The organism is Bacillus sp. CD3-5 (assembly GCF_006349665.1).
Lineage (GTDB): Bacteria > Bacillota > Bacilli > Bacillales > Bacillaceae_G > Bacillus_A > Bacillus_A paranthracis.
In genome coordinates, this window is the sequence record NZ_VEPX01000005.1 from 43,843 (window position 1) to 56,683 (window position 12,841).

Annotated in this window: 14 protein-coding genes; all 14 read left to right on the forward strand. The window is 36.7% G+C overall.

Annotation, left to right across the window (positions count from 1 at the left end; genetic code table 11):
* Nucleotides 1–86: 86 nt before the first annotated feature.
* Nucleotides 87–1,397, forward strand: coding sequence for a ribosome biogenesis GTPase Der (der, locus tag FH036_RS11670; protein ID WP_001125893.1), 1,311 nt, complete (start codon nucleotides 87–89; stop codon nucleotides 1,395–1,397).
* Between the two features lie 18 nt (nucleotides 1,398–1,415).
* Nucleotides 1,416–2,438, forward strand: coding sequence for an NAD(P)H-dependent glycerol-3-phosphate dehydrogenase (locus FH036_RS11675; RefSeq protein ID WP_000161779.1), 1,023 nt, complete (start codon nucleotides 1,416–1,418; stop codon nucleotides 2,436–2,438).
* Between the two features lie 115 nt (nucleotides 2,439–2,553).
* On the forward strand, nucleotides 2,554–2,805 hold the full coding sequence (locus FH036_RS11680) for a stage VI sporulation protein F (protein WP_000369754.1): 252 nt from the start codon (nucleotides 2,554–2,556) through the stop codon (nucleotides 2,803–2,805).
* 267 nt (nucleotides 2,806–3,072) lie between these two features.
* A complete protein-coding gene (locus FH036_RS11685; protein ID WP_001288998.1) occupies nucleotides 3,073–3,276 on the forward strand; it encodes a DUF2768 domain-containing protein in 204 nt (67 codons plus the stop codon).
* Nucleotides 3,277–3,324: 48 nt separating this feature from the next.
* Entirely contained in the window at nucleotides 3,325–4,038 is a 714-nt protein-coding gene (locus tag FH036_RS11690; RefSeq protein ID WP_049113550.1) for a hypothetical protein, read from the forward strand.
* A gap of 242 nt (nucleotides 4,039–4,280) precedes the next feature.
* On the forward strand, nucleotides 4,281–5,759 hold the full coding sequence (gene spoIVA / locus FH036_RS11695) for a stage IV sporulation protein A (protein ID WP_000416519.1): 1,479 nt from the start codon (nucleotides 4,281–4,283) through the stop codon (nucleotides 5,757–5,759).
* A 297-nt stretch (nucleotides 5,760–6,056) separates the two neighbouring features.
* Nucleotides 6,057–6,329 (forward strand): HU family DNA-binding protein, encoded by a 273-nt coding sequence (locus FH036_RS11700; RefSeq protein WP_001043860.1) that lies wholly within the window; start codon nucleotides 6,057–6,059, stop codon nucleotides 6,327–6,329.
* Between the two features lie 120 nt (nucleotides 6,330–6,449).
* Complete coding sequence (gene folE, locus FH036_RS11705) at nucleotides 6,450–7,019, forward strand: GTP cyclohydrolase I FolE (protein ID WP_001151482.1); 570 nt, start codon at nucleotides 6,450–6,452, stop codon at nucleotides 7,017–7,019.
* A 218-nt stretch (nucleotides 7,020–7,237) separates the two neighbouring features.
* Nucleotides 7,238–7,987, forward strand: a complete 750-nt coding sequence (locus tag FH036_RS11710) for a heptaprenyl diphosphate synthase component 1 (RefSeq protein WP_044790555.1) — start codon at nucleotides 7,238–7,240, stop codon at nucleotides 7,985–7,987.
* Between the two features lie 29 nt (nucleotides 7,988–8,016).
* Entirely contained in the window at nucleotides 8,017–8,730 is a 714-nt protein-coding gene (menG, locus tag FH036_RS11715; RefSeq protein WP_001187662.1) for a 2-heptaprenyl-1,4-naphthoquinone methyltransferase, read from the forward strand.
* 31 nt (nucleotides 8,731–8,761) lie between these two features.
* Entirely contained in the window at nucleotides 8,762–9,724 is a 963-nt protein-coding gene (gene hepT / locus FH036_RS11720; protein ID WP_044790554.1) for a heptaprenyl diphosphate synthase component II, read from the forward strand.
* Nucleotides 9,725–9,848: 124 nt separating this feature from the next.
* Nucleotides 9,849–10,295: a nucleoside-diphosphate kinase gene (gene ndk, locus FH036_RS11725; RefSeq protein ID WP_000415885.1), complete on the forward strand. Its 447-nt coding sequence runs from the start codon at nucleotides 9,849–9,851 to the stop codon at nucleotides 10,293–10,295.
* A gap of 270 nt (nucleotides 10,296–10,565) precedes the next feature.
* Nucleotides 10,566–11,738 carry a chorismate synthase gene (gene aroC / locus FH036_RS11730; RefSeq protein ID WP_044790553.1) on the forward strand — a complete coding sequence of 391 codons (1,173 nt, stop codon included), beginning with the start codon at nucleotides 10,566–10,568 and terminating at the stop codon, nucleotides 11,736–11,738.
* Nucleotides 11,738–12,829, forward strand: coding sequence for a 3-dehydroquinate synthase (gene aroB, locus FH036_RS11735; RefSeq protein ID WP_044790552.1), 1,092 nt, complete (start codon nucleotides 11,738–11,740; stop codon nucleotides 12,827–12,829). Before aroC ends, aroB begins: the two co-directional genes overlap by 1 nt.
* Nucleotides 12,830–12,841: the final 12 nt, after the last annotated feature.

A 12,841-nucleotide genomic window follows, 5' to 3' on the forward strand; every position in this document is an offset into this window, starting at 1 on the left:
GAAATATTCTGGAATGCAAATCCCTTCTTGCACAAAGAAGGGTTTTTTACATAATAAACAGAAGCAAGTTGAAAGGATGAAAGTATATGCCGAAACCAGTAATAGCAATAGTAGGCCGCCCGAACGTAGGGAAATCTACTATTTTCAATAGAATTGTTGGAGAGAGAGTTTCAATCGTAGAAGATATTCCAGGTGTAACGCGCGATCGTATTTATAGCGCTGGAGAATGGTTAAATCATGAATTTAACATTATTGATACAGGTGGAATTGATATTGGAGACGAGCCATTTTTGACACAAATTCGTCAACAAGCTGAAGTGGCAATTGATGAAGCGGATGTTATCATTTTTATGACAAATGGTCGTGACGGTGTAACAGCAGCTGATGAAGAAGTTGCGAAAATATTATATCGTTCAAATAAACCGGTTGTACTTGCAGTAAATAAAGTGGACAATCCGGAAATGCGCAGTGACATTTATGATTTCTATGCATTAGGATTTGGTGAGCCATTCCCAATTTCAGGTACACACGGATTAGGATTAGGTGACTTATTAGACGAAGCTGCACAGCATTTTCCAAAGATTGAAGAAGACGGATATGATGAAGATACAATTCGTTTCTCTTTAATTGGACGTCCAAACGTAGGGAAATCATCACTTGTAAATGCTCTTCTTGGTCAAGAGCGTGTAATTGTTAGTAATGTAGCAGGAACAACTCGTGATGCTGTCGATACACCATATAGTAAAGATGGAAAAGATTATGTAATTATCGATACAGCTGGTATGCGTAAAAAAGGGAAAGTGTATGAAAGTACAGAAAAGTATAGTGTACTTCGTGCACTAAGAGCGATTGAACGTTCTGACGTTGTTTTAGTCGTTTTAGATGGTGAAGAAGGAATTATTGAACAAGATAAAAAAATCGCTGGATACGCTCATGATTCAGGACGAGCTGTCGTGATTGTTGTAAACAAATGGGACGCAGTGAAAAAAGATGAGAAAACAATGAAAGCATTTGAAGAAAACATCCGTGCTCATTTCCAATTTTTAGAGTACGCACCGATTGTATTCTTATCTGCAAAAACGAGAAAACGTACACAAACGTTAATACCGGTTATCGATGAGGTAAATGAAAGCCATAGTATCCGTATTCAAACGAACGTATTAAATGATGTAATTATGGATGCGGTAGCGATGAATCCAACGCCAACGCATAATGGTAGTCGTCTGAAGATTTTCTATGCAACACAAGTTGCGGTAAAACCACCAACATTTGTTGTGTTTGTAAACGATCCAGAACTATTGCACTTCTCATATGAGCGCTTCTTAAAGAATCGTTTACGTGAATCATTCGGCTTTGTAGGAACACCGATTCACATTATCGCTAGAGCAAGAGACTAATGGAGAGGATGTGATTTTATGACAAAAATCACAGTAGTTGGAGCAGGTAGCTGGGGAACAGCGTTAGCGATGGTATTAGCTGACAATGGGCATGATGTACGTATTTGGGGAAATCGTTCTGAACTTATGGATGAGATTAATACAAAACATGAGAATAGTCGATATCTCCCAGGAATTACATTGCCAAGCACAATCGTAGCCTACTCTTCTTTAGAAGAAGCATTAGTAGATGTAAATGTAGTACTTCTTGTAGTACCAACGAAAGCGTATAGAGAAGTACTGCAAGATATGAAGAAATATGTAGCAGGCCCGACTACTTGGATTCATGCAAGTAAAGGAATTGAACCTGGTACGTCAAAACGTATTTCGGAAGTGATTGAGGAAGAAATTCCAGAGGGCTTAATTAAAGATGTTGTTGTACTATCTGGACCGAGTCATGCTGAAGAAGTTGGGTTACGTCAGGCGACAACTGTTACATCTGCAGCAAAGCGTATGGAAGCGGCTGAGGAAGTACAAGATTTGTTTATGAATAGTTACTTCCGTGTATACACAAATCCAGATATCGTTGGAGTTGAACTTGGTGGTGCGTTAAAAAATATTATCGCATTAGCTGCTGGGATAACTGATGGTCTTGGATTAGGTGATAATGCGAAAGCGGCATTAATGACGCGTGGTTTAACGGAGATTGCTCGTTTAGGAAGAAAAATGGGTGGAAATCCGTTAACGTTTGCTGGTCTAACTGGTATGGGAGACTTAATTGTAACTTGTACAAGTGTCCATAGCCGAAATTGGCGTGCTGGGAATTTGCTTGGAAAAGGACACTCTTTAGAAGAAGTGTTAGAAAGCATGGGTATGGTTGTCGAAGGTGTAAGAACAACGAAAGCTGCGCATGAGTTGGCAGAGAAAATGGAAGTGGAAATGCCGATTACAGCTGCTTTATATGACGTCTTATTCAATGGGAATAATGTAAAAGATGCAGTGGGCTCATTAATGGGGCGTGTTCGAAAACATGAAGTGGAAGCTATACCTGACTTACTTTAAAGAAAAGCGACAGAAGTACAATTGTACTTCTGTCGCTTTTTATTTTTTTGGGTCTTTTCACCATTTTTTTATTTTTGCATAGGATGAAGAGTAACTTGAGGAGAGGGTGAAAAGAATGGATAACAACATTTTTAATAACATTGAAAAAGAAGCGAAAGTGAATAAAGAAGATATTTTTAAATTAGCATCATCTGTACAAAATGCGAATTTACGTGATGAGACTGTACTTCGTCAATTGATTCATCAAGTGGCTCTTATGGCAGGACGTGAGGTGCCGAAAGAACAAGAGGATCAAATTGTAAAAGCGATTATTAACAATAATATGCCGACAGATTTTGGCTCGTTAAGCAAAATGTTTAAAAAATAAAATATGAGAAACAAAGAGTTTGTAAATTGCATATGATAGCCATGAAAGTATGGGAATAGAGCTGTTTTGGGCATATTTGGTCAACCGAAGCGAGAGGTATGCTTGCTTCGGTTTTATTTTTATCTAGACTGGTGGAAAATGCTGAAAAACCTATTGATTAAAACTACATAATCTCGATTTGTAGTAAAATGTTCTTTTTTGTATTTGTTTAAAGATTTTAATTTGTTAAAATAGTATAAAAATAGATTAATAAAAAGGGGTGTGTATATGTCGGAAGGGCTTATAAAAATGTGGTTTGCTTTAGGAGCAATTGGATTTATGTTTTTTGCAGTAAGTTTTATTTTACTAAGCAGATATAAAATAAAGAATAAAGTTTTGAAAGGGATTACAGCATTGGTAGCGTACACCCTCATGATTGTGTCAGGAATTGTTATTTTTCTTGTTGTATTTAGTGGACCTGTGCAGCAGTAAAGGGCATGGTACGGAGCGAGTTATATTAGTATGAAAAGGTGATTACTAGTGAAAAAAGTCCATATTATTTTAATATTTTGTTGTATGAGCATTTTAACAGGGTGTCTGTATCCAAAAGAAAATATGAAACAAAATGCTGTTCCTTATGAAGATCAGTTGCAGGTCGTTCAAAAAGCTGTTGCGACATTTAAGGAGCAAAATGACGGGATATTGCCAATTAAGACGCGGGATATGAATACGCCTATTTATCAAAAATATCCAATCGATTTTCAAAAGATTTCTCCGCGTTACATACAAGAAGCACCAGGGAATGCCTATGAAAGCGGGGGAGTATATCAATACGTATTAATAGACGTTGAAACAAACCCAACAGTAAAGTTAATTGATGTTAGGATGGCTGAACAAATTCAGCAATTATCATTAAAGCTTAGGATGTATCGAGATGAACATCAATATCCACCTTTTAAAAAGGTAATTTCAGATGGTGTGTATGAATTAGATTTCAAAAAACTTGGATATAAAGATGTACCGCAAGTGACAAGTCCGTATTCTGGTAAAGGCCTTCCTTTTGTAATTAATGAGAAGGGAGAAATTTATGTTGATTATAGAATCGACTTATATGAAGCGTTGAAAAAAAATGAAGGGCAATTTAAGGAGGGAGAAGATATTCGAAATATACTTTCGAAAGATTCTCCGTTTGTACCTGCGTATTCTTTACCGTATACGGTAAAGAATGGAGAACCAATTTTTTTAAAATCATAAGTCATGAACCTTTCTTTTAGTGAATAAGTTCTAGAAGAAAGGTTTTTTATGTTACACAACTTGCGATGCAAACAAAAGGTATTTTTTAATAGTCATATGAAATTGGACAAAATTATATGATATATTGTCCGAACTTCTAGAATACCATTATATTATATCAGATATTATAGGCAACGTTAGAGAAGGTATTAGTTGACTATAAACGTGGAATTATTCCCAAAAATATTGAGGGAGGGAATCACTTGGAAAAGGTAGATATTTTTAAAGATATTGCGGAACGCACAGGCGGTGATATTTATTTTGGAGTTGTAGGAGCTGTTCGAACAGGGAAATCAACATTCATTAAAAAATTTATGGAACTTGTAGTTATTCCTAATATTGAAAATGAGTCTGACCGTCAAAGGGCGCAGGATGAACTACCTCAAAGTGCTGCTGGCCGTACAATTATGACGACGGAACCGAAATTTGTTCCAAACCAAGCGGTTTCTATCGAAGTAGATGAAGGTCTTGAAGTGAATATTCGATTAGTAGATTGCGTCGGATATACTGTTCCAGGAGCAAAAGGTTATGAAGATGAGAATGGCCCGCGCATGATTAATACTCCTTGGTATGAAGAGCCTATTCCATTCCATGAAGCTGCAGAAATCGGAACGCGTAAAGTAATTCAAGAACATTCAACAATTGGTGTTGTAATTACAACAGATGGAACGATTGGTGAAATTCCAAGAAGAGATTATATAGAGGCAGAAGAACGCGTCGTAAATGAGTTAAAAGAAGTCGGAAAACCTTTCATTATGATCATTAACACTGTACAGCCGTATCATCCAGATACAGAGCAATTGCGCCAAAGCTTATCTGAAGAATATGATATCCCAGTCATTGCGATGAGTGTTGAAAGTTTAAGAGAAACAGATGTATACAATGTACTTCGAGAGGCGTTATTCGAGTTCCCTGTTTTAGAAGTGAATGTGAACCTTCCGAGCTGGGTAATGGTACTAAATGAAGGGCATTGGTTACGCCAAAGTTATCAAGAAGCCGTTCAAGAGACTGTGAAGGATATAAAACGTCTTCGTGATGTAGACCGTGTCGTATGGCAGTTTAGTCAGTATGAATTTATTGATCGAGCGAGCCTAGCTGGCATTGATATGGGGCAAGGCGTAGCAGAGATTGATTTATATGCACCAGATGAATTATATGATCAAATTTTAAAAGAAGTAGTAGGAGTAGAAATTCGAGGGAAAGATCATTTATTGAAGCTTATGCTCGATTTATCTCATGCGAAAATAGAATACGATCAAGTGGCGGATGCTCTGCGTATGGTCAAACAAACAGGATATGGTGTAGCGGCGCCTGCGTTAGCTGACATGAGTTTAGATGAACCAGAAATTATTCGTCACGGTTCAAGATTTGGTGTGAAATTAAAAGCTGTAGCTCCATCTATTCATATGATTAAAGTAGATGTGGAGTCTACGTTTGAGCCAATCATTGGTACGGAAAAACAAAGTGAAGAACTAGTTCGTTACTTAATGCAAGATTTTGAAGATGATCCATTATCAATTTGGAATTCTGATATATTTGGACGTTCACTGAGTTCTATTGTTCGGGAAGGCATTCAAGCGAAACTATCTTTAATGCCAGAAAATGCGAGATATAAATTAAAAGAAACGCTAGAAAGAATTATTAATGAAGGATCTGGCGGATTAATTGCGATTATATTATAAGAAAAAATCCCTCTCATCGTAGAGGGATTTTTTAATTTTCGCATATAGAATAGGAAAATAAACAGCTATTATCTAATATATTGTTGTAAATTGTCAAGTTTCATCAGATTTTCACATTTTAAGAGTAACAATTTCCTTAAAAATATTGAATTATAAAGGAGAATCGTATAATATAGGCGTTGATAATGATTTATCTACATCTTTGTAGTATAGAATTTGCAAAAATTGCCTACAAATGAAAGTAAGACTCATTTTATGATCATTATACAGTCTTATCTTTGGGAGGAGGTGAATGGCATGAACAAGACAGATTTAATCAATGCTGTTGCAGAAGCAAGTTCCCTTTCTAAAAAGGACGCAACAAAAGCAGTAGACGCTGTTTTTGATTCTATCTTAGAAGCTTTAAAACAAGGTGATAAAGTACAACTGATCGGATTCGGTAACTTCGAAGTTCGTGAGCGTGCGGCTCGTAAAGGTCGTAACCCACAAACAGGTGAGGAGATTGAAATCGCTGCAAGTAAAGTACCTGCATTCAAACCTGGTAAAGCATTAAAAGATGCGGTTAAATAATCCTTACATATTAACAGGGAAGAAGAGTTTCCTTTTTGGAAACTCTTCTTTTTGCTTTTAAAAACATAAATATGCTAGAATGTGTTCGTATCACTTTTAGGTTTTCGGGAGGGCTAGCGGATGGCAAAAGTTAATTTAGAACAAATTGAACATGCAGTACGCCTTATTTTAGAGGCAATTGGAGATGATCCTAATCGAGAGGGAGTACTTGATACACCAAAGCGTGTTGCAAAAATGTACGCAGAAGTGTTCTCAGGTATGCATGAAGATCCGAAAGAACATTTACACAAAGTGTTCGGAGAAGATCATGAGGAGCTTGTACTAGTAAAAGATATACCGTTTTATTCGATGTGTGAGCATCATTTAGTTCCATTCTATGGAGTTGCTCACGTTGCATATATTCCGCAAGGCGGAAAAGTGACAGGGTTAAGTAAATTAGCTCGTACTGTAGATACAATTGCACGTCGTCCACAACTGCAAGAACGTATTACATCAACAGTAGCGAACTCTATTATGGAAGTACTAGAGCCGCATGGTGTAATGGTAGTAGTAGAAGCGGAACATATGTGTATGACGATGCGCGGTGTGAAAAAGCCAGGTGCAAAAACAGTAACAACAGCAGTACGTGGTGTGCTAGAAAATGATGCTGCAGCACGTAGTGAAATTTTATCTTTTATTAAAACGAAGTAAAGAAAAGTGGGAAACTGCTTTTCTTTTTTTTTTTTTTTTTTGTAAATAAATGATATAGTTTTAGCGAGGCAGAGTGAGAATAGAAAGATTACTTAAAAGAATAGAAGATGTTATGTAGTTCGATAGAAGTTTGGAAAGAGTAGCCAAGTTTTGGTTATAGAAAATAGAGTGTATGTGTTATAATAAGTTTTATGAATTAGAAAACAAGGGTGATTTTTGTGTGTGACATCTACGGAGGGTATGCGGGTATAAGAGAGAAATTGATGGTGAAATTACGCCATCCTTATTTTATAAACTATATTGAAGAACCATTTATTGATGAAGAGAAAATCGCATTGTTATATGGTGCTTTAAAAGGTGCAAATTTACATATAGAACAAATTGAGCATTATGTAGTGACGATTATGCTTGTGCAAATTGCGCTTGATACACATGAAAGAGTATCGAATAAAGCAGGGGAAGAAGCGAATGAATCGCATAAGCGTCGCCAGTTAACAGTGCTTGCTGGTGATTACTATAGCGGGTTATATTATTACTTATTGTCTATGAATCGTGATATTGTTTTAATTCGTGCGCTTGCTGAAGGAATTAAAGAAATTAATGAACACAAAATAATGTTATATCAAAAAGCGCATAAAACGGTGGATGACATAATGGAAAGTGTAGTAATGATTGAGTCTGCACTGTTGCAAAAAACATGTGATCATTTTCATTTAGCGCATTGGAAGCCGTTTATAACGTATGTACTAGGAAAAAATCGTCTCCAAAAAGAATGTGAACTACATGTTAATAAACAACATTCACCTGTTTTTCAAGCTGTTCAAGGGATTGTGAACGATAAAGCAGATGCAGAAACAGTTATGAATGGATGGATGATGAAACTTGGAAAGAAAGAAAATCAATTTTTAGAAAATCACACAGATATAAGCGAAATAAACTCTGTGTTAAGAGATAAATCGAAGACATAAGCAATTTTACATTGGAAGAAGGTACGAGCATGCAACAATCAAAAGAAGAAAGAGTACATGATGTATTTGAGAAAATCTCTGATAAATACGATGTAATGAATTCTGTAATTAGTTTTCAAAGGCATAAAGCGTGGCGTAAAGAGACGATGCGCATTATGGATGTAAAACCAGGTAGTAAAGCGCTTGATGTTTGCTGCGGGACAGCGGACTGGACAATTGCGCTAGCTGAAGCCGTGGGTGAACAGGGCAAGGTTGTTGGTTTAGACTTCAGTGAAAATATGTTATCTGTTGGTAAGCAAAAGGTAGAGGCTTTACAATTAAAACAAGTAGAACTTCTACACGGAAATGCAATGGAACTTCCATTTGAAGATAACACATTTGATTATGTAACGATTGGATTTGGTTTACGTAACGTACCGGATTATATGCACGTATTAAAAGAAATGACGCGTGTAGTAAAACCGGGTGGGAAAGTAATTTGTTTAGAAACATCTCAACCAACAATGATTGGTTTTCGACAAGGTTATATTTTATACTTTAAATATATCATGCCGTTATTTGGAAAGTTATTTGCGAAAAGTTATAAAGAATATTCATGGCTGCAAGAATCTGCTAGTACATTCCCAGGTATGAAAGAATTGGCTAATATGTTCGAAAAAGCTGGACTTGAACGTGTGCAAGTGAAGCCATTTACTTTTGGGGTAGCAGCGATGCATTTAGGCATGAAACCAGAATCAAAATAGAAAAAAGAAGTTTTAGGTTAAGGTGAACAATATGAAGTTACAACTTATGTACTCTTTTTTACGATCGGATATTAATGTGATAGAAAAAGAATTAAAAAAGACAGTTGCTTCTGAACAGCCATTAGTAGAAGAGGCGGCATTACAACTTATTGAAGCTGGTGGGAAGCGAATTCGTCCTGTATTTGTGTTGCTTGCGGGGAAATTTGGAGATTATAAGTTAGATGCAATTAAGCATGTAGCTGTTGCGTTAGAACTTATTCATATGGCTTCTCTTGTTCACGATGATGTTATTGATGCTGCGTTTTTACGACGTGGTAGTGCAACTGTGAATGCGAAATGGGGAGATCGTATTGCAATGTATACAGGGGACTATTTATTCGCTAAGTCTCTTGAATGTATAACGAATATTGAAATTCCAGAGGCGCATCAGGCGCTATCGCATACCATTTTAGAAGTTTGTAAAGGTGAAATCGAACAAATTAAAGATAAGTATAACTATGACCAAAATTTAAGAACATATTTAAGAAGAATAAAGCGAAAAACCGCTTTATTAATTGCTGCAAGTTGCCAACTAGGAGCGATTGCTGCTGGCGCTAATCGTGATACGGTAAGCCGTCTGTTTTGGTATGGCTATTTCGTAGGGATGTCGTATCAAATTATTGATGACATTTTAGACTTCGTTTCTACAGAAGAGAAACTTGGAAAACCTGCTGGGGGCGATTTATTGCAAGGAAACATTACGCTTCCTGCCTTATATGCTATGGAAGATCCAATCCTTTGTAAGAAAATCAGATCTGTACATGAAAATACAACAGCGGAAGAAATGAAAGAAATTATTGAAGCTGTAAAGAATAGTGCTGCTATTGATAAAGCATTTGCGTTTAGTGAACGTTATTTACATAAAGCATTAGAAATGATAAAACCACTCCCACGTGGACAAGCAAAGTATGCATTACAAAATGTAGCAAAGTATATTGGAAAACGAAAATTTTAGTGTTTTTTCTAAAAAATAAAATAATCTCTCTATTTCAAAACTATTGCACAATTGTGATAAGGGTGTTAATATGTGTGTGGGGATATACAATTACATACATAATTCAGAAGTGGAGAGATTTTTTATGGAAAAAACATTTCTAATGGTTAAACCAGACGGTGTACAACGTGCCTTCATTGGGGAAATTGTAGCTCGTTTTGAGAAGAAGGGCTTTCAATTAGTTGGTGCAAAATTAATGCAAGTCACTCCAGAAATCGCTGGACAACACTATGCTGAGCACACAGAAAAACCTTTCTTTGGTGAATTAGTAGACTTTATTACATCTGGTCCTGTATTCGCAATGGTATGGCAAGGTGAAGGTGTAGTAGATACAGCTCGTAACATGATGGGTAAAACAAGACCACATGAAGCAGCTCCTGGAACAATTCGTGGAGATTTCGGTGTAACTGTTGCAAAAAACATTATCCATGGTTCTGATTCGTTAGAAAGTGCAGAGCGCGAGATTGCTATTTTCTTTAAAGAAGAAGAATTAGTTGACTACTCAAAATTAATGAATGAATGGATTTACTAATTATTTTGAAATAATTTGTAAACGCTTTAATCACTGTGATAATAGTAGAAAGTGCAAGGAGAATAGGGGTATTCTTCTTGCACTTTTTTTATTTCTATTAGTTACGAAGTTAGAGCTGTTATGATATATTGATATGTAAAGTAAAGGCCTATCGGAGAATAAGCGAATGGCTGATGTATGAATAACTCTTTCATATTTTTAGAGTAATGAAAGATAAAATTATTGCTTAATATAGCGAGATAAATACATATACGAAAAGAGGAATAACGTATGCGATATATTACAGCTGGTGAATCTCATGGTCCACAACTTACAACGATTATAGAAGGTGTTCCAGCCGGACTGCCATTAGTAGCGGATGATATAAATGAAGAGTTAGCTAGAAGGCAAAAGGGATATGGGCGTGGTAGACGCATGCAAATTGAAACAGATCAAGTGCAAATTGTAAGTGGTGTTAGGCATGGAGAGACATTAGGTTCTCCAATTGCACTTGTTGTTGAAAACCGTGATTTTGCACATTGGACAAAAATTATGGGTGCAGAGCCGTTAACGGAACAAGAAGAAAAAGAAATGAAAAGGAAAGTAACAAAACCAAGACCTGGACATGCTGATTTAAATGGTGCGATTAAATATGGTCATAGAGATATGAGAAATGTACTGGAACGCTCTTCGGCACGCGAAACGACAGTACGTGTTGCTGCTGGTGCGGTTGCAAAAAAAGTGTTAGCGGAACTTGGTATTGCGGTAGCAGGCCATGTAATTGAAATTGGCGGTGTACAGGCTAAAGAGACTACGTATCGTTCAATTGAAGAATTAAAAAGTATTACTGAAGCATCACCTGTACGCTGTTTAGATGAAGAAGCTGGTAATCAAATGATAAAAGCAATTGATGATGCGAAATCAAATGGTGATTCAATCGGTGGCATCGTGGAAGTAATTGTGGAAGGAATGCCAATTGGAGTAGGCAGCTATGTGCATTATGATCGAAAACTAGATGCAAAATTAGCAGCCGCAATAATGAGCATTAATGCCTTTAAAGGGGTCGAGATTGGAATTGGTTTTGAAGCAGCACATAGACCAGGAAGTGAAGTTCATGATGAAATTCTTTGGAATGAAGAACATGGATATACACGAAGAACAAATAATGCAGGTGGTTTAGAAGGTGGAATGACGACTGGAATGCCAATTGTTGTGCGCGGTGTGATGAAACCGATACCTACACTATATAAACCTCTTCAAAGTGTTGATATTGATACGAAAGAGCCTTTTACAGCAAGCATTGAACGTTCAGATAGTTGTGCTGTTCCAGCCGCTAGTGTCGTTGCAGAAGCGGTTGTAGCTTGGGAATTAGCGACAGCTTTAATAGAACAATTCGGATTAGATCGTATGGACCTTATTCGTGAAAATATTGAGAAACATAATGAATATGCGAGGGGATTTTAATGGGAAACATACATATTCAAACGAAATCAAAAGAATATGATGTATATGTAGGAAAAGAATCGTTGTCACATTTGACAACAATCGTTCAAAATATGCATCCATCTGTATCAAATATTATGATCATTTCAGATGAAGCTGTTGCATCTTTACATTTACAGACAGTTGTAGATGCATTGCAAGTAGAGCAAAAAGTATTTTCATTTGTCGTACCGAGTGGTGAAAAAGAGAAGTCTTTTGAAAATTTCTACGCGGCTCATACGTCAGCTCTTGAAAATAAATTAGATAGAAATTCTTTAATTATCGCACTTGGAGGCGGGATGATTGGAGATTTAGCTGGTTTTGTTGCTGCATCGTTTATGCGTGGAATTCGCTTTGTTCAAGTTCCAACGACTTTATTAGCCCACGATAGCGCGGTAGGTGGGAAAGTAGCAATCAATCATCCGTTAGGTAAAAATATGATAGGTGCATTCCATCAACCGGAAGCAGTTGTATATCATACGCCGTTTTTACAGTCTCTTCCTGAAAAAGAGTGGCGTTCGGGTTATGCAGAAGTGATAAAACATGCTCTAATTGGTGATGTAAAGCTATATCATTGGCTAAAAGAAGAAGTGCAAACATTAGCAGATCTTCGTGATGAGAAATTAATCCACATATTAACGAAGGCAATTCCTGTAAAGGCAAACATTGTAGCACAAGATGAAACAGAAAAAGGTGTACGTGCTCATTTGAACTTTGGACATACGTTAGGCCATGCTCTGGAAAAAGAACTAGGATATGGAAATATTACTCACGGTGACGGAGTAGCGGTTGGAATGTTATTTGCTATATTCTTAAGTGAACAAGTGTATAAGGTGAATCTTGCTTATGAAGAGATGAAGCAGTGGTTCTTGAAGTACGGCTATCCAAAAATGCCAAGTGATTTAAGTGTAGAACGCCTCGTCGGGTTGATGAAACAAGATAAGAAAGCGAATGCAGGGACAATTCATATGGTACTTATGCAGGAATATGGGGTAGTGAATGTCGTATCTATTCCTGATGAGACTGTTCATATTGCGTTAGAGGCATTTCAAAAGGATATGGTTGAAAAATAAATGATAAAGAGT